This window comes from Natrialba asiatica DSM 12278 (assembly GCF_000337555.1).
Lineage (GTDB): Archaea > Halobacteriota > Halobacteria > Halobacteriales > Natrialbaceae > Natrialba > Natrialba asiatica.
Window position 1 is genome coordinate 47,783 of sequence record NZ_AOIO01000013.1, and the last position, 23,504, is coordinate 71,286.

A 23,504-nucleotide genomic window follows, 5' to 3' on the forward strand; every position below is an offset into this window, starting at 1 on the left:
CGGTCGGACGAAAACCGAACTCTCAATGGGAATCCTCGAGAACAAAGCCAGGGCACGGCTGTTCTATAAGTACCTCTCGACGGTCTACGATCGGGTGAACCCGTTCATCTGGAACGAGGAGATGCGTGAGGACGCGCTTTCCTTACTCGAGTTCGACTCGGAGATGACGGTACTCGACCTCGGCTGTGGAACCGGTTTCGCGACCGAAGGCCTCCTCGACCACGTCGAGGAAGTGTATGCGCTCGATCAAAGCAGCCATCAGCTCGAACAGGCCTACGCGAAGTTTGGGAAACGCGCACCCCCGATCCACTTCCACCGTGGCGACGCCGAACGCCTCCCGTTCGCGAGCGACACGTTCGACGTCGTCTGGTCCTCCGGATCGATCGAGTACTGGCCGAATCCGATCCTCGCGCTCAGAGAAATCCGCCGCGTGCTCAAACCCGGCGGCCAGGTGCTGGTTGTCGGGCCAAACTATCCTGATAACGTACTGGCACAGCGACTGGCCGATTCGATCATGCTGTTTTACGACGAGTACGAGGCCGACCGGATGTTCAAACGAGCCGGTTTCGAAGAGGTGAAACACGCGTTCCTCGGACCGTCGTACAACACGGACGCTGCGATTACGACGATTGGACGCGCGCCGAAGTAGCCGCACCTCGACTTCGATGTCGACGAAGTGTTCGCCGCACCCGAACCGACCCTAGGTCGCCGTTGTTTCCAGTTCTGCTAGAAGTTTTCCGTCGAACGCGAGCGTTACGGTCACGGTGTCACCGCTGTCCAGCGCCGGCGCGTTCGTTCCAGCGACGGTGAGACCGGCCTGCTCACCTACTTGCCAAACCGGATCGGATCGTGCATTGAACGGGCCGTCCGGCGTCCCGCGAAATCCGTCGGCTCCGACGAACGGAACCGGCGGCTGGTTCGCGAGTTCGGTGCCCTCGATCGCGACGGTCAGCGAGAGTTGCTCGATGTCGATATCTTCGCCGGCTTCGTGTTCGAGTGCGATCGTTCCCTCATCACTATCGGCCTGTAACTCGAATGCTGCGGTCGGAACCGGCGAGTCGATCGACCACGTTGCGATGCCGGCAGTGAGGACCGCAACGAGACAGACCGTGACAGCGAGAAGTGCGACGATACCGACGACTGGACTAACAGCGCGAATGTCGTGTCTCTTGAGACGCGTTCTGGTAGCTCGTTCTCCGGTCGGTAACGCGGTGAACACGACCCGTAGTGGGTTCGGTTTCTGATATAAAGTGTGACACCGATCGACTAGTAACCGCGGTTGAAAATACCGCTACTCGGATGAAATCTGGCGTGTGGTCCGGTTGATCGTAATCGAATGTTGTTCCGTCGGAGGGAGATACTGCAAGGTGCCACTCTCGTCGGTAGTGCCGATCTCAACACCGTTTACGAGAATCGTCTCTTGCGCCGGGTCGCCAGTTTCGGTATCGATAGCAGTCAGTTCGATCGGCCCATTTGCGGGAGTCTTATTGATGACAACCTTGAGGTTGGGATACGATTTGGTTTCCACCTCTACTGCGGGAAGGTAATTAATCGGCACACTTTGTATCTCACGGTATACCGCACCGGTTGCGCCATCGAAATAGACATCGATACTGACGCCATCGTGTGCAGCATCCATCACGTAGAGGTTCTCACGACTACGATCGTGATAGTCCGCAGCGCCGGGAACGTTCGGCCATGGATACAGAGAGGATACATCAGTAATTACTCCGTTGGTTCCATTAAGAGCCTGGTATTGGTTTACTCCATCTATATCCCGGTTGTCAAATCTGATCGTCTCGGTAACGTACGAATCCCCGTCGATTGCCGAGAGGCGATAGCCGTCCTGAGAAGCCTGAATCCGGTACTCGTATCGCTCATTCGGACTCTGCATTTTGTTTATCGCGTCGATCTCCGTACGGATCGGGGTCGTATAGGCATCGAGAATTGATCGGTCAGCACGCAACTGCTGGCGGGACAGCGGTTCACCGGGCACCGAGTATCGAACGAGGTGATTTTCGAGTTCGTCTAACGCGTTCTGCAGAGCGACGGCTTCGTGGTGGTTTCGGGATAGCTGCTGCAAAAACACCGTTTTGGTCATCTCACCCGCCGCGTAACGTTTTACCATCTCTTGCTCGCGCGGTTCGAGCGCATCGATCCGTTCTTTAAGCCGACTGTGTGTGTCCTCGATTATCGTTGCTCGCTCTTCGGGAGTTGCCTGATCGAACTCGCGTTCGAAGAGCGCGTATCGTTCGTAGTCGACCTGCATTTGGATACTACTGCTCGCGAGCGCAGCACCGAGGTCTGCTCCGGTTTCAGCGTACGATCCTCGGATATCCCCCGTGAGTGGCAGTTGGTTCGTCGTGTTCTCGATCTCTACCGGCGTCGTTTGCGTTTGCTCTTGCAGCAGATAGTTGTCGGTTGCACTGCTATCGGTGTCGGTACTCACATCTCGTTCGGGCGATGCTGCGACGACCGTCATTGCAGGCAACGAGCAGACGAGAAGCAACGCGAGGAGGGCGGGAGCCGCGTTGTTCATTGTGTGGCCCTATGAATTCCTGATATAAAAACGAGTCGCACTCGAGAAATCACCGGTTTTCAACACAACACAACAATCCGACTGATTCGTTCGGCAGGGGCCCTCACCCGGCACAGACGGCAGTATCAGTGCATACCGAACAGTCGAAGGACGTGCAGTGACCGTAACGTTTTACGTCAGTTTAGCCGGACAATAGTCCGGGGTGAGACGTTTCAGACAAGCGTTTCGCAACGTGAAATCATCAGATTACGAACCGCTGTCAGACGAAGAGATCAGTTTTACGTCGTGAGAACGGTGTATTTGTCGATGGAAAGCGTTTTTTCCCCCGGGAAACCACCAGGTGATAGATATGCGGTTGTCCACCGCCGGTACACTTGCCCTCATCGCCCTCCTTACTACAGCCACGCTCGGTTCGGTGGTTGTGGTGCCATCGGCGCGCGCTGGTTCAGCCGGTCACGAAACTAGCCAGACGCCGATACTTGACCAGTCGTCATCTCCCACCGCGGTCGACTCTACTAGGCCGGCCGATAGTAGCGGAGAAGCAGTATACGCGCGTCAATCGCCGACGCAACTGCAATTCGCTGACGATCAGTTGGGGACGAATCAGGTGATCCGCATCAACGTCACGGACGACGGTGATGCACACTGGACTATCGAATACCGACTCGCGCTGGAAAACGACGACGGGGTCACCACCGAAGCGTTCACCGAGTACGCACAGTCTATTACCGCGACCGAACCCGACTCCGATTCCGACCTCGGGATTCTGATCCAGCAATTACGCCAACAGGCATCTGCGGCCGGCGAAAATGCCAACCGGGAGATGTCGATTACCGATACCGGGTGGGGCGGACACGATGTGAAACCATACGATGAAGTCGTCGAATCCACGGCGAGTACTAGCGGCGACGTTGACGAAGTCGGTGTTATTACTTATACCTTCACGTGGACAAACTTCGCGACGGTCGACGGTGACCGAGTACACTTCGGCGAGGCCCTAGAAACTGAGTCGAACGATTACGTAATCTCGACGCTCTCTAACGGCCAGCGGCTCGTCATCGAATCGCCGGACAACTACGGCCTCGACACGCCAACGCAGCTCACCTGGAACGGTCCCCACGAGTTCAGTGAGAACGAACTCGAAATTGTCTTCCTCCGTGGTGCCCAGCCAGGTACCGGTATTTGGGGTCTGATTGCCGATGGACCGGTACTGGCGGTCATTGCGTTGTTGGGTATTCTCGCAATTGCCGTCCTGGGTTGGGTGGCATCCCGGAACGTGGAGACGTGGGACGAGGTTCGTTCATCGCTCGAAGCGGTACTTTCGTTTGAACGGGGTGAGGATCCTGATGGCGAACCGGGTGTCGCAGCCGATTCAAACGCTGTTCGGGGCGACACCGAGCCCCAACGGGAACTGGCTGCAGATGCGCCGCTGGAAGGCCAGGGGGCGCAGTTCGAGTTCAGCGAGCGGGTAAACGAGGATATTGATCCGGAGCTGTTGAGCGACGAAGAGCGGGTGCAACGGATGCTCACCAGGAACGGTGGGCGGATGAAACAGGCTGCGATCGTTTCGGAGACGGGGTGGTCGAACGCCAAGGTTTCGCAGTTGCTCTCACAGATGGATGAGGACGATCAGATCGAGAAGTTGCGGATCGGGCGCGAGAACCTGATTACGTTGCCGGAAGTGGACCCGACCGAAATCGACTGATCGGGACGGGAATCGATCTCCAATTACGGCGGATTACTGGTCGTTCGACGTCGAGTCAGTTGTCGTCTCAGTCTCGGTTTCGGTTTCGTTCTCAGTCCCGGTTTCGGCCTCCGTCTCCGGACTGAACTGAATGCTCGTGCCGACGGCGTCGTAGATATCGTCCCAGTCCTTGTCCTCGTCCATCAAGAAGACCTCAAGGGAAAGGTCCCTGTCGGCGAACTCCTCGATTCCGGCCGGTCGAACGTCGATGTGGTACGTGCCGTTGTCCGTCATCTGGACCTGGCCGGTTCGTTCGATGAGTTTTCGCTCACCCGGCCCCTCGTTGATCTTGACGAAGAAGTACGGCTCACCGATCACGTCGCCGTGTTCCGGTGGGTCCACGTTCTCCATGCTGGTATTGGCGACGACTTCGAGGTTGAAGTTCGAGTAACCCTCGCCGTTCGCTGCGGGCTCCGTGTCGACGAACTCGACGCTCTCGATCCGATCCTCGCTTTTGTCCTCCAGTGGCCGGTTCGGTTCCTGAGGGGGCGACCAGTCCGCGTTGGCCGTTTCATCTCCGCCATCTGCGGTTCCATCCCCATCACTGGTTGTGTCGTCACTACTGTTGTCGGGCTCCGTATTCGTCGTCTCGTTCGAACCCGTCGTCCCGTTCGAGTGAGTCGTGTCGTCGCGATTCTCGGTTCCGTTGTCACCTGTACCGCCATCTACATTTGGGCCTGTATCAGTGTCGTCTGCCGTCGACTCGTTCGACGCGTCCGGCTGTGATCCACCGAAGGCACTACACCCGGAGAGGACCACGAGTAGTGCAACCGCGACGACAGCGAGTTTCCTGAACTGCATCGTAACCGTTCGATCACGCCGACGGGCCATTATTACGACGTGGATAAGCGAGACTGGCTCGGTTGTCGGCTGACGGGCTTGTTTCGGCTTGAACCGACCGGTCTGCAGTGTTGGTCGTTGTGGAACGGTCAGTCTGTTGGGTCTACAGAGTAAAGAGAATACCGAGAGTGCAACGGGTCACCCGACCCGTGGTCGTTTACTCGCCGGGTCCCGTTCCTGTTCGCATACGCTCATAGCGTTGCAGTGGACGGCGCTCGATTGGGTCGCCGTTCCCTGTTTCATCACCCACAGCGCGCAAAAGGGCACAACGCCTTGCTGTCGTCTCGGTCGCGGTCAGGCCAGCGGCGTCCGCTCGACGACCTGTCCGTCGTAACTCGGATACTGCTCGACGATTTCACCCTCTTCTAAGTCGCCCTCCTCGATCATCTCCTCTAACAGCCACCAGGCGACCTCGACGTGCTCCGATTTGACGGTGTAGAACTCCTCCGGCACCCCGAGTTCAGCGAAGCGCTCCGGTGCGGCGTAGGTCTTGCCGTAGACCAGCGTCCCGTCGTCGGTCACGTCGTCGAACTCGCGGCGGACGTTTCGGGCCATGCGCTTGAGTCGGCGGCGGTGTTGGGCGGCGTCTTTGAACACCGAGGTACAGAAGTAGACCCGCTCGTGGTCTCCCATCACGTCGAGGATGTCGTCCCGGGAGCCGTCGACGGCGCTCATGTGGCCCTCCTTGAGTTCGAAGCCTTGCTCTTGCATCCGGCGGTAGTTCCCCTGGGACATCTCGAACTCGTTGACGTTGCAAAAGTCGGCAGCGCCCTCGTCGAGAAAGTCGAGAAACTCCGTTTCGGCGCGGATACCGGGGATCTCGAAGGCCGGAGTGAGTCCTTCTTCACGGGCGATATAGAGGATGTCCTCCCACTCGGTGCCGTGGAGGTCGCCCCACTGTTCGTACGGCGGATGGAACCGGATCTCGTCGAGTCCGGCCTCGGAGAGGCGGCGCATGTTCTCGCGGCCGCCGGGAATGCCCGTATAGAGGTGGGTGTGATGATCCTCGCCGAACTCGTCCGTGAGCAACTCGAGGTAGTGACAGGTGCGGTCGAGAGCCTCCTGGGGTTCTCCGCCCGTAATCGAGGTTCCGAGCGCGTCCATTCGGTGGGCTTGCTCGAGGACGTCTTCATCGTTCTCGACGAGTCGCTCGTTCGCGTAGACGTCGGTGACGTTCTTGCGGTTCTCGCCGAGCGGGCAGTAAAAGCAGTCGCGCTGGTCGCAGTAGCCGTAGACGAACAGCACCATCTTGCCACCCTTCGCGCACTGCTCACAGCCCTTCGATATCATTCAGTATATCGGCTTGTCGGGCCGCGTTCAAAAACTGCACGGATCGGACCGGGTGACCTGTTTGGGACAGCGTGGCGGTTTCTGTTCCGCTCGGTCAGCCCAGAAAAGGCATATACCGCGCCGACAAACATCCGATCGATGCTGCTGGTCCTGTGTGTCGACCTCGACGATGACCTCGGTCGCAAGACGGGTTTTTCGACGCCGGTTATCGGCCGTGAGCCCGTCGAAGAGGCGGCCGTCGCGCTCGCGACCGCAGACCCGGAGGACTCGGATGTCAACGTCATCTTCCAGGGGTTGCACATCTACGACGACTTAGACGAGCGCGACGAGAGCGTCGAGGTCGCCGTTGTCACCGGGAACGACGAGGGCGATGTCAAGGCCAACCGGGAGGTCGGCGACGAGGTCGATACCGTGCTTGCGAGCCTCTCGACCGCGGAAGATGTCACCACGCTCGTCGTCACCGACGGTGCACAGGACGAATCCGTGATTCCGATCATCCGCTCGCGAGTTCCGATCGACGGCGTCCGTCGGGTCGTGGTCAGGCAAGCCCAGAATCTGGAGTCGATGTACTACACCATCAAGCAGGTGCTCGACGACCCCGAAACGCGGGGGACGGTGTTGATCCCGCTCGGAATCCTCCTGCTCATCTACCCGCTCGCACTGGTCGGGAGCGCTCTCGAGATGCCCGGCTTGGTGCTTGGAACGACCTCGGCACTCCTCGGTCTCTATCTCATCTCGCGCGGGTTGGGTCTCGGTGAACGACTCGACGCGGCAGTCGAGCGCGCCCGCCGGTCGTTGTATGCCGGTCGGACGACGCTGCTCGCTTACGTCGTCGCCGCCGCGCTGTTCACTCTCGGCGGGATGAACGGACTGAACACCTTGGAACGAGTGCAGCGTGAGGCCGGTGGCCGCGTGAGCGCGCCTGTCATGGTCGCCGCTCTCGTCTACGGGACGATTCAGTGGCTCGCAGCGGCCGGGATTACGACGAGTCTCGGCCAAATCACTGACGAGTACATCGCGGGGACCTTCGAGTGGCGCTACCTTAACGCACCGTTCTACGTGCTCTCAATTGCGATCGTCCTCCACGCCGTGAGCGCCTTTTTCCTCGGTGTCGTTACGATTACGTATCTCGCAACGGCGCTGACAGCCGGCACGCTCCTCGGTATCGGAAGCACCCTCCTCTTTGCAGTCGCCGAGTCGAAATTCTCCGACTCGAACGCGGGATCGGAGAGGGGAACCGAAACTGGTGCGGGCTCCCCGTCGGACTCGGATCTTGGGCCGGGCCCGGGCCCGGGACCGGAGCCGAGTTCAAACGCAAACTCACACCTGAACGCAAGATCGGTGACGAATACGGAGTCGGAAACTGAGGCGGAATCGGAGGAGCGACATGCGACAGACAACCCTCGATAGTCCCGATATCCCTCGATAATCCACCATCGTCACAACACCCTCGATAATCCACCATCGTCACAACACCCTCGATAATCTACCGTCGTCACACCTGGCACACGTTACAGTTGCACCCCCACCGCGGTCCATATCGACCGCTACCGCTCCCGTTCGACGACGAACTCTGCCAACTGTCGCAGATACGTGCTGGCCTCTGGATCGGCAGCCTCGACTCGATCCAGGGCCGCTAACGCTCGGTCGGCTTCCGATTGCGCACGGGCGTTCGCCTCCTCGGGCGAGAGGTCGGTTACCTGGATGACCGACGGGCGCTCCATGGCGGCATCGTGGCCGGTCGGCTTTCCTAATTCCTCGGCATCGGCAACTGCGTCCAGCACGTCGTCTCTGATCTGGAAGGCGACGCCGACTCGTTCGGCGTACTCGCCAAGCGCCTCAACCGTCTCCGAGTCCGAGTCGGCGGCGATCGCCCCGAGTTCAGCCGCGGCTCGGAAGAGCGCGCCGGTCTTTCGTCTCGCGAGCGTCATGTACTCCGCTTCGGAGGCGGGCTGGGCGGAGAGTTCGGTTGCCTCACCGATGCCGAGTTCGACCATAGCATCGGTGACGGCGCGCATCGCGTCGGGATCGGCGGCGAAGAGATCGAAGGCCTCGCCGAGGAGGCCGTCACTGGTGATGATCGCGGGGCCGTAGCCGAAGGCGGCCCAGGCGCTTTCGGTGCCGCGGCGCAGTTCCGAGCGATCGATAATGTCGTCGACGACGAGGGAGGCGGTGTGGACGAGTTCGATGCCGACGCCGAACTCGACTGCGTCCTCGGCGGTGCCGCCGACGGTCTCGCAGGCGAGAATGGTAACCATCGGCCGGACGCGTTTGCCTCCGGAGAGCGTGACGTGGCGCACTTCCTCGGAGAGCGCCTCGGGGTCGATACCCTCGACCACGTCGTGGAGACGTTCCTCGATTAGCGCCCGTCTGCGCTCCAGAAGTTCCATTGGCAGCGTTTGGGAAGGTGGGAAAAAGTACGTGACGGTTCGGTCGACGGTTCGTGAGTGCGTGTCTTAGTTCGCCCCGTTCACGCGACTCGAGTCGTCAGTTGCTCCCGTCGTCGACTTCGTCGTAGGTAAACGGATCGACGGGTTCGTCGTCCGCAGCCGTCCCGTCGTCTGTATCCGTCTCGGCGTCGGCATCGTCGCTGGATTCGGTTTCAACGTCGTTCGAGTCGGAATCGGGTTCAGACGCGGATTCAGTTTCAGGTTCCGGTTCCGCCCCACTTGCCGTCTCGGTATCGGCTGTCTCGTCGTTCGTCGATTCGTCCAGTATCGTGCCCGAGCCACCGGTCGCATCGGTCGCCGCGAGTTCAGCCGACGCGTCGTCGGTACCGGCGTCGGTTTCGAGATCGGTCTCGTCGAACTCGAGCGTCGGCTCGTAGTCGCCGTCGACGAGTTCGCCGGGCGAGACGCCGGCTGACTCGACTTCGGACTCAGTGTTGAACCGGTCGAGCATCTCGTTCAGGTGGGAGGCCTGGTTGGCGAGCGAGCCGGCGCTTTTCGTGACTTCCGAGAGGGCGGAGGTCTGTTCCTCCGCAGCGGCGGCGACGCGCTGGGATTCGGTCGCCGTCGATTCGGAGATGTCGGTCGCCGTCGAGACCATGGCGACGACCTCCTGGGTCGAGGCGGCCTGCTGTTCGGTCGTCGCGGAGATCTCCTGGACGCCGTCGTTGGTCTCCTGTGCGTAGTCGGCGATCTCGTCGAGCGCCTCCGCGGCGTTCTCGACCGCGTCGACGTGCGAGGAAATCTTGTCCGCCGTCTTCTCGACCTCCGTCGCCGTCCGTTCGGTGCGGTCGTTGATCCGTTCGAGACGCGTCTCGATGTCCTCGGCCGTCTCCTTCGTGTCGGCGGCCAGTTCCTTGACCTCGGCGGCGACGACGGCGAACCCTTCGCCTTTCTTGTCGCCGCTGCCGCTTCGGGACGCTTCGATGTTCGCGTTCAGCGCGAGCATGTTCGTCTCGCGGGCGACCTCCGTGATGAACTCGATCAGTTCGTCGATCTGTTCCATCTCGGCGGTGAGATCCTCGATGGCCTCGACGGTCTCGGTCGATTCGGCTTCGATTTCGTGCATGCCCTCGATCGCCTCGCGGGCCGCTTCGCGACCGTATCGACCGGTTTCGGCCGTCTGCTCGGCGATATCGGCGACCTGGTTCGACGAGGCGGCGATCTGTTCGGTTGTCGCCGAGAGGCCGCTCATCTCGTCGGAGACCGCCTGCAGGTTCTTGTTCTGTCGGTCCGCGCCGTCGGAAATCTCCTGAATGGAGTGACTGACCTGCCCGGACGCGGAGCGAACCTCTTCGGCGCTCGCCGTGACTTCCTCGCTCGCTGCGGCCACCTCGTCCGCGAAGGACTTGACGTGTGCCGTCGTCTCCTCGAGTTCGTCGACCATTTCGTTGAACGCGACGGCGATGTCGGTCATCGCCTCGTTATCGCTTTCGGGATCGAGTCGCTGCGTGAGATCGCCCTCCGCACACAGTTCCATCACGTCGCGGTACTCGTCGGCCTTCGATTCGAGGTGGTGGTTCATCGCCTCGGTCTCGGCGCGTGCTTTCTCGGCATCCGCGCGGGCGGATTCGGCCTCCTGAATCTGGTCTCGCAGCGACGTGCGCATGCTGTCGAAGCCGTCGTAGAGACGACCGATCTCGTCGATGCGGGACGTTTCGAGGTCGACCTCGAGATCGCCGCCTTCCATCGCCGCCGCCCGGTCGCGAAGTTCGGTGAGCGGGACGACGGTCTGCCGTCCGAGCACGACGCCGACGAGTCCGAGCGCGACCAGACTCACGAGGACCATCACGATGACGTTCGTGCCGACGTCGCTCGCGACGCCGTAGGCCTGCTCCGTCGGGACGGTCGTGACCGCGACCCACTCGGTGTCCCCGACGGGGACGTACGCCTGAACGACGTCCTCGTCTTCGATCTGGCTCGACCGACCGCCGAGAGCGCCCTCGATCGCGTCCTCGTCGGTCCGATTCGTGAACTCGCTCGAACCGGTCTGGAGCACGGCATCACCGCGCTGGTCGACGATCGCCGTCGATCCGGCTGCCCCGTCCTGCTGAAGCTGGTCGACGCGGTACTCGAGCGTTCCGATAACGACCATCACGTGGTCGTCCCGCTCGGGGACCGGACTCGCGAAGGCCATCACCTGATCGTTCAGGGCCGCGGATTCGTAGGCCTGCTCCGAGTTCCAGACGTCCTCGTCGAGCGCGAGTTCGTCTTCGAAGTCGGTCTCGGACCACGGGTCCTCGACGGCGTCGAGTTCGGTGCCGCGAAGTTGGGCGTCCGTACTCGTGAGGACCTCACCCTCGCCGGTATCGACGTAGTGGATCGCCCGCACGTCGACGCCCATCCGCGCCTGTTCTTCGACGATCGCGCCCTGGATCGCCTGCACGTCGCCGTCCTGGACGGCCGGCGTTGCGGACGCGGTCCGCGTCTGAACGTTCATGTTTGCGACCCAGTCGCCGATCGCTTCAGCCTGTAACTCGGCGGTCGACTGGAGCTGGTCGCTCGAATCGTCCCGTACCGTCTGGTCGATCTGGGCGTAGCTGACCGCACCGATGGCACCGATCACGAGCACGACCGCCAGGATCGAGATCACGAACTTGAACAGGTATCGCCGTCTGATGAACGACGGCACCAGTGTAGCGAGTCTCGACATCAGGCGCTCACCTGCTCGAGTTCCGTAATACCGCCATCTGCCTGTTCGTCGAACTCCCAGTACGAGAAGTTCGCCCCCATCACGTCGCCGTTCTCGTCGAACGTGACCGAACTCGAGGCGCCCTCGTAGGCGACGTTCTCACCCTGCGCTGCGCGTTCGAGTCCCTCGCCGAGCGACGCCGGCGTGATCGTCTCCCCCGGCGTATACGTCACGGACCGCATCGCGTTTCTAATCGCCGTCCCGTCGTTTTGCCCGGCGTAGGCGTTCGCGAGCAACAGGACCGCCGACGCGTCGTAGGAGTGCGCCGTGAAGAGCTCCGGTTCCTCGTCGTAGGCGTCGACGTACTGCTCGCTGAACTCGTCGTAGCCCGGCCCGCTGGCGAGCGGTGCCGTCCCGCGGATTCCGTCGAGCGAGTGCTCGGTACGCTCGTGGAGCGTGCTCTCTTGCATCCCTTCGGTGACGAGGATGTCGACATCGCCGCGCGCACCGCGGTCGGCCAGGTCGTCGAACAGCTGCGCCCCGGTGTCGGGATAGCCGATGACGACCAAGAGTTCAGGGTCGTCCGCCAGTGCGGTATCGAGCGCATCGTCGTAGGAGTCCGCACCCTCCGTAATGGCCACTTTAGCAGTGACCGTGCCATCCTGTTCGGATTCGAACGCCTGCGAGAACGACTGTGTGAGCTGCCAGCCGTAGTCGTTGTCGACGTACAGGGACGCCGCGCTCTCGGCGCCGAAGTCTACGACGGCCTGTTCGGCGAGCGCGACGGCCTGTAACGAGTCCGATAGCGCGGTTCGAAAGCTCAGTCCGGCGTCGTTCACCGAGGTGATCGTCGGCGAGGTCGCGCCGGCCGAGCAGTTGACGACCCGGTACGGAATTAGCACCTGCTGGGTCGCCTGCAGCGTCACGTCGGAGGCCAGCGGTCCGTTGACCATCGGGTATCCCGCGTTGACGAGGTCGTTCGCGCTCTGGACGCCCGCGCTGGGCGAGGTCTCCGTGTCGCCGACCTGATAATCTATAGAGAGGTCTGTTTCGTCCTCGAATCGCTCGATCGGTAACAACGCAGCATCTCGAGTCGCTGCACCGATCCCCTCGAGACCGCCGCTGAGCGGGCTCAGTATCCCGAGTTTGAGTGTTCTGTCTGTACCACCGACACTGTCGTCGGCTTGTTCATCCGTGCCAAGCACGGGAACGTCAGAAAGGCATCCGGCAAGCCCACCAAGTGATGCGGTACCGGCCCCCACCAAGAGTTCCCGGCGCTTCGGTCGGAACGTCATATCCGTGCTATCAGATTACTGGTTTATAATTGTGCTGTACAGTCACCGAAAACTGTATAAATATATCTGACACTCTCTTCGAGTGATTAATCATTGTCCAGCGGTAACGATATACATGAATGTCCGAGAGACGAAACCAGCAGTGCGAAAACGATGTTCTATAGACGGTTTCCTGCAAAAATCCTCACCTCTAATCCTCAGCTATCCCCACTAGTGGGGGGCGGATCAGCACTCACGCAATTGCATTCGCTCGACACCGTGTCCGTACTCGTACTCGTTCCCGTGCAATCGCGCAACCGCCACAAAGCCGCGGTGAGGAGAGTTCGTTACTGGAATTCCTCGGTCAGCGCCGGGACGACGTCGAAGAGGTCGTCGTGGATCGCGTAGTCGGCGATGTCCATGATCGGCGCGTTGGGGTCCGTGTTGATCGCGACGATCGTATCCGAGCCCTTCATGCCAGCGACGTGCTGGACCGCACCGGAAATCCCGATCGCGATGTAGACGTCGGGCGTGACGACCTTCCCGGACTGGCCGACCTGGCGGTTCTTCGGCAGCCAGCCGTTGTCGACGATCGGGCGCGACGAGGAGACCGTCGCGTCGAGCGCGTCCGCGAGATCGCGGATGATGTCGAGATTCTCTTCTTCCTCGATCCCGCGGCCGACGGAGACGAGCACGTCCGCCTCGCCGATGTCGACGTCGCCGCCGCCGACTTCCTCGAAGCCGTTGACGGTGGAGCCGACCGCATCCTCGTCGATGTCGGCGTCGAACGCTTCGACGGCCGCATCGCCAGTTCCTTCCGCAGCGGGCCACTCCGCCTCGCGGATCGTGACGACGGCCTCGCCGTCGAGTTCGTTCGTCGTCTCGACCTTGCCGCCGTACATCTCGCGGGTCGCGGTCAGCGTCTCGCCGTTGGCCGCGAGGTCGACCGTGTCGGTGACGACCGGCAGTCCGAGTCGGTTTGCAACGGCGGGCGCGTAGTCGAGCCCGTTGACGCTGTTGGGCGTGAGAACGTACTGCGGCGCGAGTTCGTCGTAGAGCTGCGTGATCGCCTGGGTGTAGACGTCGTGGTTGAACTCCTCGCCGTGGGAGACGGTATGGATCGCGTCGACGCCCTCGCGGTTTATCTTCTCGGCGAACTCGTCGACGGTGCCGCTGATGACCGCGAGGTGGAGGTCGCCGCCGGTCTCGTCGGCGAGTTGGCGACCCGCGGTAACGAGTTCGTAGCTGGAGTCGCGCAGTTCGCCGCGGCGGTGGTCAGTGACTGCGAGAACGTCGCTCATGGGGCCACCCCCTTGTCGCGGAGCAGTTCACCTAACTCCGCGGCCGTCTCGTCGGCGCTGCCCTCCCAGATGGTGACGTCGCTCTCGCTCTCGGGTTCGTACATATCGGTGAGTTCGAGGGTGGACTCGACGGCGCTCTCGTCGACGCCGAGGTCGGCGAGCGTCTGCACGTCGAGTTCCTTGCGCTGAGCCTGGCGAATACCGCGCAGACTCGCGTAGCGGGGCTCGTTGATACCCGTCTGGATCGTCAAGACGGCGGGCAGTTCGATCTCGGTTAGTTCCTCGACACCGCCCTCGAGTTCGCGTCGGACCGAGGCGGCGTCGCCGTCGAACTCGTGTTCGAGGTGGTTGACGACAGCGCCCCACTCGTAGCCGATGTCCGCGGCGAGGGAGACGCCCGTCGCACCGAAGCTGTCGTCGCCGGCCTGGACGCCGGTCAGCACGAGGTCGGGGTCCTCCTCCTCGACGACGGCGCGCAGGATTTCGGTCTTGGCACCGACATCGAGCAGGTCGACGCCATCGAGGGAATCGTCCCAGACGCGAACCGCTCGATCTGCACCCTTGGCGAGTGCTTGGCGGATGGTCTGTTCGCAGTCTTCGGGGCCGATGGTTACCGTCACGACTTCGTCGGCGACGCCAGCTTCCTGGAGCTGCACGGCCTCTTCGACGGCGTAATCGTCCCACTCGTTGAGATCGGCACCGAGGTACTGATCTGCAATCTCCGTTCCCTCGATTTCGAACTCGTCTTCGACGGTCGCAACTTCCTTGACCGTAACGAGGATCTTCATCGTTTATCACTCGCACGTCACCCCCGTAAACGTTTTCGAAACGCACAGTATTGGAGTCGGCGTTCACTTGACACGTCGATCTCGGTCCGTCCCGTCCGCGTTCGTGGCCGAGAGACGAATCCGCGTGACCGGCATCGACCAGCGGACACACGAGCGACGAGGATCGGCGGCTTGACGGCCACCACGCGCACACAAGACGGAAACGGTTTAACGCCGCCACCGGTAGTACACCGTATGGCAGACTGTCCACTGGCCGACGACTGTCCGAGTTTCTCCGAACGGATCTCGGGAATGGGCTGTCAACACTACGGCGACCGTGGCGGTAAAGAGTGGTGTAACCACTACAGCCAGCCGATCGAGGACCTAAAGACCCAGCCGGTCAAAGCCGGCGAGGAAGTCGTCATCGACGTCGTCGACATGCACGAAAGCGGTGCCGGCGTCGGACGAACCGAGGACGGATTCATCGTCATGGTCGACGGCGTGCTCCCGGAAGCGCGCGCTCGCGTGGAGATCACGCGGGTACACAGCAATCACGCCCGCGCAGAGGAACGTGAGTTGCTGCCGATGGATGACGAACTCGACGGGTCGGATGGAGACGAATCCGACACCGACGAGACGGCTGCAGACACGGATTCGGACGACACAGCGGACGACAATGGCGACGGTGATACTGAGACTGAATCCGAGTCTGAGTCTGAGACCGAGACCGACACCGACAGCGGCCAGACCCGTGAACGTCTCGGCAGTCGCGAGAACTTCTGGGGCTCCTGATCGGCCCGTCGAGTCCGGGATCACACGTCTCGAGTGGACAGTCGACCGTCGGTCACCGGATACCGGACACCGGACACCGATTGTAGCCACCGATTCCCCATCATCGTCACCGGCCATCCGCGCGCAGCCCACAATTGGACAGTCATGCGGTCGGTGAACTCGATTCTGCGACCCGTTGGCGGACCGGTTCGTTCCCGAGAGCGTCAGTCTGGGGAAGCGACCGGGAGAGCTTTGATCCCGCCACCGTTTAGTTCGAATACGCCATATGAGCACGCGAGTTCAGGACGAGAGGAGCCGTCCCGTCGGTAGCGGTGCCGGTGCACGGAGGCGGTCACGATATCCATGATCGACGAGATCGACGAGTTGCTCGCGGAGATCGGCTTCGAAGCCGAGACGAGCGTGCTGACCGATCGGCAAGCCCAGGTGCTTGCGTTGCGCGAGCGGGGGACTTCCCAGGCCGATATTGCGGCCGCACTCGGGACCTCGCGGGCGAACGTCTCTTCGATCGAGGCGAGCGCCCGCGAAAACGTCGAAAAAGCCCGCGAGACGGTTGCTTTTGCGGAGGCACTTCGTGCGCCGGTTCGCGTTCGCGTTCCGGCCGGTACCGACCTCTACGATGTCCCGAACCGAGTCTACGACGCCTGCGACGACGCCGGCGTCAAAGTCGATCACACCGCACCGGATCTGATGAAGGTCGTCAGTGATGCGGCGGGGCCGGCAGTCACCGGACGACAGATTTCGACGCCGCTGATCATCGGTGTGACCTCGGAGGGGATGGTTCGCGTTCGCCACCAGGACGGCGAGTGAGTACCGCGGCGAGCGAGTACCGCGGCGAGCGGGACCGAACGGCGAGGATGAGGACAAACGGCGAGAACGGGAACGTGAGATTCGACGCCGGCAGCCCCCGATCAATTTGGTTCTCCGCGTCGTCGCTTGATTATGGACCTCGATTTGGCCGATGACACGGCACTGGTTACTGCCACCGCCAGCGATCTCGGCTTCGCGAGCGCCCGGTCGATGGCCAGGGAGGGCGCGAACGTTACCATCTGTGGCCCAGACGCGGATCGCCTCGCGGATGCACGCGATGAACTCGACGCCGTAGGGGCCGGCGACGTCCTCGCACTCGACGCCGACCTCACGGACCCCGACGCGATCTCGCGACTCGTGAGTCGGACCGCCGACGAGTTCGGCTCGCTGGACCACCTCGTCACCGACGCCGGCTGGCCGCCGCGGACGACGTTTCTCGAAACGGACGAACAGGACTGGTACCGGGCCTACGACCTGCTCGTGATGAGCGTCGTCTGGACGGTCGAGGCGGCTCATTCGCACCTGCTCGCTGGGGCGAACAGTTCGATCACCTGTCTCACCGCACACACCGTTCGTGAGGTTGGCGATGGACTGGTACTGTCGAACTCGGTCCGACGGGCCGTTATCGGTCTCGTGAAGACGCTCGCCCGCGAGTTCGCGCCGGAGATCCGCGCGAACGCGGTTCTGCCGGGACGGTTCGAAACGTCTGGTGAGGGCGTCCCCGGTGGTGCCGTCAGCGGTGGGGGTGATGCCGGGGTTGAGGTCGAGGCCGACGCCGGCACTGATACCGATACCGATACCGATACCGACACCGAGGAAGACACCACTGCACTCGACCGCGACGTACCGATGGAGCGACTCGGCGAGCCAACTGAACTCGGGGATGTGGTCGCATTCCTCGCGAGTTCGCGCGCGAGTTTCGTTACCGGGGCAGCAGTGCCGGTCGACGGGGGGTTGTTACGCAGCTAGTCGGTGTTCGGTCGAGCGTCACAGATCGTAACGTACTCGGTCGCCCTCCGGGGAGTGGGGCGTGTGTCAGAGTCCGTGCCCGCACCCGAATTCGCGTCTGTGTATCGGCCGATTCAGTTCGCAGGCTACGTCGCGCTTTTGCTGACACCCGCCGCGTTGCTCGCCAGCGCCGTCGCCGGTCTTCCTAGTCTCTCCGCGGGAAGCCTCGGCGTACAGACGGGGATCGCGCTCACCCTCACCGGAACCGTCGCGGCCGCCGCGGAACGCGACCGCGTCGTCGACGAGTTCGCTCTCGATGCCGCCGGCTTCGACCGAACGGACGGCAGCGACGTGATCGCGGTCACCGTCGGCGCTCTCGTCACCTACGGTGCGAGCGTCGGCGCTGAACTCGGGCCGGTGCTTGCGTCCGCGGTGGTCGGACTGGCTGCCGGCCTCGCCCTCCCGCGGGTCGCGGTCCCGCTCTACTGCGGGTCGTTCGTCGGCATGGCCTCGCCGGCGGTGTTTCCCGGCCCCGAGTTCGTCGCGGTCGCCGGCCTGCTTGCCGGCCTCGCGTTCGTGGCGACGGCGGAGTCCTTCGGGGGCTTCGGCGGCAAACTCGGCACGATCGCCCTCTTCGGCTGCATCATAACGGTCGCGTGTCTGGGTCTCGAATACGGCGCGACGAGCGCGCCCGCGTGGGATCTCGTTCCGATCGTCGTTCCGGTCGCGGCCGTCGCCGCCGTCGCGACCGTCGTCCTGAGTCTCCGCCTCGAACTGGGTGCCGTCGTCGGCTCCGCGCTCGTGGGAACCGTCGCCGGAATCGCGTTCCCGCTCGCGCTCGCTGAACTCGGGACGACGCTCGCAACCGTCGCGTTCTGTGCCTCTTTCGTCGGCATGTCGAGTACGGAGCGACTGGCGACGGTGGGTCACGTTGGGGTTGCCGGCGGACTGTGTGGGCTCGTCTATCTCGCGGTGACGCCGGCGGTCGCCGGTGCGGGCGGCAAACTCGGGACGACTGCGTTCGTCTCCTGTATCGTCCTCGTCGGTCTCGAAGAAGTGCGCGACGTTGTGGCCGCACCGGGCGAGTGACGGACGGGAACTCACAATGGGGTCTGCGAGCGTCCGGCGAGCGAGTGCTTAGTCGGCCGAGATCGTACAGGTTCCATCGTAGGAAACATCTTCGACGGATTCGATCTCGGGATTGTCGCCGCAGACGGGACAGGATGGATTCGACAGCACGTCGACGGTCTCGAACGTCATGTCCATCGCATCGTAGAGGAGGAGGCGGCCTTCGAGGAGGTCGCCCTTCCCGAGTAGATACTTGACGGCTTCGGTCGCCTGGATGCAGCCGACGGTGCCGGGGAGCACCCCGAGGACGCCGGTGGTCGCACAGTCGGGAACCGTTCCGGGTTCGGGTGCCTCGGGGAAGATACACCGGTAACACGGTGGGTCGTCGTCGCCGCTGCGTTCGTTCGTGAACGTCGTCACTTGTCCTTCGAATCGGTAGATCGCACCGTGACAGAGCGGCGTTTCGGTAAGTACACAGTGGTCGTTAAGCAGATAGCGCGTCGCGAAGTTGTCGCTCGCGTCGAGGACGAGATCGTAGTCGGCGACGAGTTCAGTCACGTTTGCCGCGGTCAGACGCGTTTCGTGGGTTTCGACGTCGATATCGGGGTTGAGCGCGGTGACGTAGTCGGCGGCGCTGTCGACTTTCGGGCGGCCGACATCGTCGTCGCGGTGGACGATCTGTCGCTGGAGGTTCGACCGTTCGACGACGTCGTCGTCGACGATGCCGAGGCGGCCGACGCCTGCGGCTGCGAGGTACTGAATCGCTGGGGCACCGAGACCGCCTGCACCGACGACGACGATACTGCCTTCGAGCAGGCGCTGTTGGCCCTCCGGACCGATTTCGTCCATGATCACGTGTCGCGAGTAGCGATCGAGTTGGGTGGCACCCAGACGCAGGTCGCTCATGGTCGAGTGTTCGGCCGAGAGCAGGAAAAGTTCGCGGGTCGGACGGAGTGAGTGCGCGGTGTCGCTGTCTCGTAGTGGTGTCCGTCGGTGCGTCTCCGGAGTTGGTTCGAGTAGGTGTGCGTATGTGTGGGTTGTAATCCCAAGATATCGGCAGCGTCTTCAGCGACCCCACAATTTAAGTCCGTGCTTGTCTTTCACACACCTATGGCATCCGCACCCGATGATGCCGGTGACGTTTTTGACCAGTTCCTTACTGACCGCGGGCACGCTGTCGATGAAGTCGGCTGGGAACGCGAATATAATAAGAAACAGTGTCCCGAGTGTAGCGGGTTGCACGACCTGACTGCGAGTTCGTGTACAGTCTGTGGGTGGGAGCCATCGGTATAGGGCTGGCTGACGCCGGCCGACACCGGTAATTTCCGCCAGCCGGTGACGATACAATTATAATGGATAGTTCACCAATAGGTCACCGAAGAAGACCTATGCCGGAATGCCAGAACTGTGGGTCGTTCGTAACGGATGCGTACGCCCGCGTTTTTACGCCCCGTAACGTCGATGAGCCCCGCGTCTGTCCGGAGTGTGAGGACAAGATTCGCGACGGAGCAGACGTTCGAACCGCTCGTTCATCGCGGAATGCGTGAGTCGTGGCTGTCGGTATCGGCGGTGAGGCGGTCTGTCGTACCACTTTCTTCGCGTAATCGCGGGACGGGATCGCGGGTGCGCCGGAACTACCCGTCAGCAGGCCGTCTGAGTGCTGGCGCTTGTAGTCCGGAGTCCGGCCGTGAGAAGCGTGTACAGGCCATCTAGCGCTCGGGGAAAACCCACGTCACTTATGGGTGTCGCGCCCCTGAACAGGGATAATGGCTACCACGGAGACGAAGGTGACCCGGTTGTTCGGTGGTCCGGGAAGCGGGAAGACGACGGCGCTTCTCGACCACGTCGAAGAGATTCTAGAGCAGGACGGTGTGACGTTCCGGGACATCCTCGTCGTTTCCTATACGCGAGCGGCAGCACAGGAGGTTCGCGAACGATTGGCCGACCGACTCGGCGAGAGTCCGCGTGCGCTCCAGGGCAACGTCTGTACGATGCACGCCAAGGCCTACGATCTTCTCGATCTCTCTCGGAGCGACGTTATCGGCGAGTCGGACAAAGAGGAGTTCTGCGAGGACTACGGTCTCGAGTTCGAGGACGAGTACAGCGGTGCCGGTCGCCGAACCGCCCGATCGACGACGATCGGAAACAAGGTTATCGCGACGAGCCAGTGGCTCCAGCGAACGCGACGGGACGTCTCCGACTGGTACGACGTGCCGTTCCAGTGGGACGACGAGGAGGTCCGACTGCCGCCGGAGATCGACCCGAACGCACAGGAAGGCAACAAGTACACGCCGACCTGGCCGAGCGACGACGATCGAATCGACGTTCCGGAAGCGATTCGCGCCTGGCGCTCGTACAAGGGCGATCAGGGCAAGATCGGCTTTGCAGACATGCTGGAGCGGGTCCGACAGCGATCGTTGCTCCCGAGCGTCGATTACCTCGTGATCGACGAGTTCCAGGACATCACCACGCTCCAGTACGACGTGTACGACGAGTGGAAATCCCACATGGAGCAGGTCCTGATCGCCGGCGACGACGACCAGGTCGTCTACTCCTGGCAGGGCGCAGACCCCGCGCTCCTGCTCGAAGAATCGGTCGACGACGACGTGATTTTGCCGAACTCCTACCGGCTGCCGTCGAACGTGCTCAACGCGGTCAACCAGGAGATTCGCCACATCGATCACCGGCAAGACAAAGACCTCAAGCCGCGCAAGGAAGGCGGCGCAGTCGAAGCGCGACGGAACGCATCGATGCTCGACGTGGTCCGAATGGTCCGGCGCACCCTCGCCGCGGACGCCGGGACGATCATGATTCTCTTTCGGGCGCGCTACCAGATGTTCCAGTTCATCGACGAGTTCATCACCGAAGGGGTGCCGTTTACCTCGCTGACGGATCAGCGGATGTGGACCGATCGACTCACCCAGTACGTTCGCGCCGTCGAGGCGATCGACGCGGGCGACGACGTAACGGGCCTGCAGGCGCGTCGCCTGGCGGACATGCTCCAGGAGTCGGCCTTCGGGACCAACGAGCGCGACGAGCTGTTCGATACGATCGACGAGCGCCAGGAAGAGGCAGGGATCGACGATTTGCAGGAACTCATGATCCCCGCCAAAGTCATCGAGGACCACGCGCCGTTCATGCCCGGCCCGTCCTCGGCCGGCGACATGGTGCGCAAGGTGACGAACTTCCAGAAGAAGAGCATCCGATCGTACTTCGGTATCGGGGAGTACACCGGCATGGACACCGACCGCGTCCGCGTCGGCACGATCCACTCCGCGAAGGGCCGTGAGGCGGACCACGTCATCGTCGGCACCGATCTCACCGAGAAGGTCGTCGAACAGATGGTCGCAACCGTCGACGACCCCACGGACGTTCCCGGCTGCGAGGAGTTCACCAAGACGACCTCGCCCGTCCCTGTCCTGACGGACAACGAACGTCGCGTCTTCTACGTCGGCATGTCCCGCGCCCGCGAACGACTCGTCATACTCGAAAACCTGGTCGATGGCGCTCCGACGCTGCCGATCGACGTGTTGCTCCACAACCGGCTCACCGAGACGCCGCTCGAGGAGTTGATCGAAACGGCCCAGCAACCGACCGATGCAGACGCTACGAGCGAGGACGAACTCGAAGCCGAAGCGCCGTAAGTCCACACTGTGACCGTGGACGAATTCGACCCGAACGACGGGGGCGGTGCACTCCTCAGCGACGCCGTCGAGCGACGCGAGGCCGCGGCGTTCGTCCACGTCGGACCGCTTCGCGAACCGGCGAGTCGCTACTGCGTGGCACACAGCGGAGTCGGCGTTGACGCCGGACCCGAGTTCGTTTCGAACTCGAAACCGCAATCGAGACCGAGACTCCAGTCTCCGTCCGCCCCGGCGCCATCGACGCTCGTCGCAGTCGCCTTCGTTCGGCCGGCGGAGAGCCGGTCCGCCGTCGAATCGACCGGCCGGTGGCTCGTCCGCACTCGGGCTCCGACCGACGACTCGTCGCCCCATCCCGCTTCCGAACTCGCCACGACGCTGGCAGAGCGCCTCGGCTCTGCGACGGTGCTGACGCCACCCTCGATTCCACACGATGCCGCGCTCTACCTCGAGAACGCCGGACTCGCGCTCGCCTCGACGACGGTTCTCGAGCGCGCCCGTGCGAAGAAGACACCATCCGAACGTCAGGAAATTGCGGCCGCGCAGGCGGCCGCAAGCGCCGGCATCCGACGAGCAGCAACCCTGCTCGCGGCGGCGACGGTACGCGGCGGCGAACTCGTCGACGACGACAGCCCACTGACCGCCGAGCGGCTTCGAACGGCGGTCGACGAGGCCATCGTCGCAGCGGGCGCGTTCCCCGCCGGCAATACGGTCGTTACTCTCGAACGGGGCCACGCGTCCACAACCGCCACGGACGGTGAAACCGCGTTTACCCCCGACGACCTCATCGTCATCGAGGCCGCACCCCGCAGCCCGTCCGGGCACCACGGGGGGCTCGTCCGCACGTTCGTCGTCGACAGCGACGGGGGCCGCGAGCGCAGGGCACACGTCGGCGTCTGTCTCTTATACACATCTCTGATGGCGCGAGGNCGCACGTTCGTCGTCGACAGCGACGGGGGCCGCGAGCGCAGGGCACACGTCGGCGTCACGCAGTCGTTTCGCTCGGCACGGGCCATGCTGACCGCGGCCACCGAAACGGTCGGCGCCGTCGAAGCCGATCTCGAGGCCGAGGTCCGCGCGTTCGGCTTCGAGGAGGCCGACGCGGTCACGACCAGCGTCTCGGGTGTCGGGCTCGAACCGACCGAGTTCCCGCGAGCCGTCGGCGACGATATCGAACCCGGCCACGTCGTCCGACTCGAATCGGCGGTTCGCGTCGCAGACGAAGCCTGGCTTCGGATCGCGGATCTACTCGCGGTCGGTGAGGTATCCGAGAGGGATGGCGATGCCGGCGAACACAGCGAATCCACTCCCACCGACTGGCTCTCCGCACCGTCGCGATCACTCGATCCGAACGCCGTTCGAGAACCGAACTCGTAAGAACTCGGCGGGTCGATCGATTCGGAATCAAGAACGA

At 62.6% G+C, this 23,504-nt stretch carries 21 protein-coding genes; 11 read left to right on the forward strand and 10 right to left on the reverse strand.

Annotated features, from left to right (window positions below):
- Positions 1 to 25: 25 nt before the first annotated feature.
- The gene (locus C481_RS04335; RefSeq protein WP_006107805.1) at positions 26 to 649 is read left to right on the forward strand and encodes a methyltransferase domain-containing protein; all 624 of its coding nucleotides are present in this window, start codon (positions 26 to 28) and stop codon (positions 647 to 649) included.
- 51 nt (positions 650 to 700) lie between these two features.
- Here C481_RS04335 and C481_RS04340 read toward each other — a convergent pair whose 3' ends face one another.
- Together C481_RS04340 and C481_RS04345 are read right to left on the reverse strand one after the other, a co-directional pair.
- Entirely contained in the window at positions 701 to 1,219 is a 519-nt protein-coding gene (locus C481_RS04340) for a type IV pilin (protein ID WP_006107806.1), read from the reverse strand.
- A 72-nt stretch (positions 1,220 to 1,291) separates the two neighbouring features.
- Entirely contained in the window at positions 1,292 to 2,539 is a 1,248-nt protein-coding gene (locus C481_RS04345) for a DUF7096 domain-containing protein (RefSeq protein WP_006107807.1), read from the reverse strand.
- A 607-nt stretch (positions 2,540 to 3,146) separates the two neighbouring features.
- Between C481_RS04345 and C481_RS04350 the strand changes: the two genes are divergently transcribed.
- On the forward strand, positions 3,147 to 4,244 hold the full coding sequence (locus tag C481_RS04350; protein WP_241434651.1) for a helix-turn-helix transcriptional regulator: 1,098 nt from the start codon (positions 3,147 to 3,149) through the stop codon (positions 4,242 to 4,244).
- Between the two features lie 33 nt (positions 4,245 to 4,277).
- On the opposite strand, the gene C481_RS04355 is transcribed toward C481_RS04350, so the two are convergent.
- Positions 4,278 to 5,114: a hypothetical protein gene (locus C481_RS04355; RefSeq protein ID WP_006107810.1), complete on the reverse strand. Its 837-nt coding sequence runs from the start codon at positions 5,112 to 5,114 to the stop codon at positions 4,278 to 4,280.
- Between the two features lie 303 nt (positions 5,115 to 5,417).
- Positions 5,418 to 6,413, reverse strand: a complete 996-nt coding sequence (locus C481_RS04360; RefSeq protein ID WP_006107811.1) for a radical SAM protein — start codon at positions 6,411 to 6,413, stop codon at positions 5,418 to 5,420.
- Between the two features lie 138 nt (positions 6,414 to 6,551).
- On the opposite strand from C481_RS04360, the gene C481_RS04365 reads away from it, so the two are divergent.
- Positions 6,552 to 7,823, forward strand: a complete 1,272-nt coding sequence (locus C481_RS04365; RefSeq protein WP_006107813.1) for a DUF373 family protein — start codon at positions 6,552 to 6,554, stop codon at positions 7,821 to 7,823.
- 137 nt (positions 7,824 to 7,960) lie between these two features.
- On the opposite strand, the gene C481_RS04370 is transcribed toward C481_RS04365, so the two are convergent.
- From C481_RS04370 to C481_RS04390, 5 genes are all read right to left on the reverse strand, one after another.
- Entirely contained in the window at positions 7,961 to 8,803 is an 843-nt protein-coding gene (locus C481_RS04370) for a polyprenyl synthetase family protein (RefSeq protein WP_006107815.1), read from the reverse strand.
- Between the two features lie 97 nt (positions 8,804 to 8,900).
- The gene (locus C481_RS04375; RefSeq protein WP_006107816.1) at positions 8,901 to 11,513 is read right to left on the reverse strand and encodes a methyl-accepting chemotaxis protein; all 2,613 of its coding nucleotides are present in this window, start codon (positions 11,511 to 11,513) and stop codon (positions 8,901 to 8,903) included.
- Entirely contained in the window at positions 11,513 to 12,787 is a 1,275-nt protein-coding gene (locus tag C481_RS04380) for an ABC transporter substrate-binding protein (protein ID WP_049904431.1), read from the reverse strand. The genes C481_RS04375 and C481_RS04380 overlap by 1 nt, the downstream gene beginning before the upstream one ends.
- 326 nt (positions 12,788 to 13,113) lie before the next feature.
- A complete protein-coding gene (locus tag C481_RS04385) occupies positions 13,114 to 14,067 on the reverse strand; it encodes an electron transfer flavoprotein subunit alpha/FixB family protein (protein WP_006107819.1) in 954 nt (317 codons plus the stop codon).
- Positions 14,064 to 14,855: an electron transfer flavoprotein subunit beta/FixA family protein gene (locus C481_RS04390; RefSeq protein WP_006107820.1), complete on the reverse strand. Its 792-nt coding sequence runs from the start codon at positions 14,853 to 14,855 to the stop codon at positions 14,064 to 14,066. The genes C481_RS04385 and C481_RS04390 overlap by 4 nt, the downstream gene beginning before the upstream one ends.
- A 234-nt stretch (positions 14,856 to 15,089) precedes the next feature.
- Between C481_RS04390 and C481_RS04395 the strand changes: the two genes are divergently transcribed.
- The 4 genes from C481_RS04395 to C481_RS04410 all read left to right on the forward strand — a co-directional run bounded on the left by C481_RS04395 (position 15,090) and on the right by C481_RS04410 (position 18,470).
- Complete coding sequence (locus tag C481_RS04395) at positions 15,090 to 15,626, forward strand: TRAM domain-containing protein (protein WP_006107821.1); 537 nt, start codon at positions 15,090 to 15,092, stop codon at positions 15,624 to 15,626.
- 342 nt (positions 15,627 to 15,968) lie between these two features.
- Positions 15,969 to 16,433 (forward strand): Tfx family DNA-binding protein, encoded by a 465-nt coding sequence (locus tag C481_RS04400; protein ID WP_006107822.1) that lies wholly within the window; start codon positions 15,969 to 15,971, stop codon positions 16,431 to 16,433.
- Positions 16,434 to 16,565: 132 nt separating this feature from the next.
- The gene (locus C481_RS04405) at positions 16,566 to 17,402 is read left to right on the forward strand and encodes an SDR family oxidoreductase (RefSeq protein ID WP_006107823.1); all 837 of its coding nucleotides are present in this window, start codon (positions 16,566 to 16,568) and stop codon (positions 17,400 to 17,402) included.
- 99 nt (positions 17,403 to 17,501) lie between these two features.
- Positions 17,502 to 18,470 carry a hypothetical protein gene (locus tag C481_RS04410; protein WP_006107825.1) on the forward strand — a complete coding sequence of 323 codons (969 nt, stop codon included), beginning with the start codon at positions 17,502 to 17,504 and terminating at the stop codon, positions 18,468 to 18,470.
- A 48-nt stretch (positions 18,471 to 18,518) separates the two neighbouring features.
- Here the strand turns inward: C481_RS04410 and ubaA are convergent, their stop codons facing one another.
- Entirely contained in the window at positions 18,519 to 19,355 is an 837-nt protein-coding gene (gene ubaA / locus C481_RS04415; RefSeq protein WP_006107826.1) for an SAMP-activating enzyme E1, read from the reverse strand.
- A 204-nt stretch (positions 19,356 to 19,559) separates the two neighbouring features.
- On the opposite strand from ubaA, the gene C481_RS22620 reads away from it, so the two are divergent.
- The 4 genes from C481_RS22620 to C481_RS04425 all read left to right on the forward strand — a co-directional run bounded on the left by C481_RS22620 (position 19,560) and on the right by C481_RS04425 (position 23,467).
- Complete coding sequence (locus tag C481_RS22620) at positions 19,560 to 19,742, forward strand: HVO_0416 family zinc finger protein (protein WP_083860891.1); 183 nt, start codon at positions 19,560 to 19,562, stop codon at positions 19,740 to 19,742.
- A gap of 95 nt (positions 19,743 to 19,837) precedes the next feature.
- Positions 19,838 to 19,996: a DUF7563 family protein gene (locus C481_RS23290; protein ID WP_449406448.1), complete on the forward strand. Its 159-nt coding sequence runs from the start codon at positions 19,838 to 19,840 to the stop codon at positions 19,994 to 19,996.
- Between the two features lie 219 nt (positions 19,997 to 20,215).
- Positions 20,216 to 22,093, forward strand: a complete 1,878-nt coding sequence (locus C481_RS04420; protein WP_006107827.1) for a UvrD-helicase domain-containing protein — start codon at positions 20,216 to 20,218, stop codon at positions 22,091 to 22,093.
- 9 nt (positions 22,094 to 22,102) lie between these two features.
- Positions 22,103 to 23,467, forward strand: coding sequence for a M24 family metallopeptidase (locus tag C481_RS04425; protein ID WP_006107829.1), 1,365 nt, complete (start codon positions 22,103 to 22,105; stop codon positions 23,465 to 23,467).
- Positions 23,468 to 23,504 lie beyond the last annotated feature (37 nt).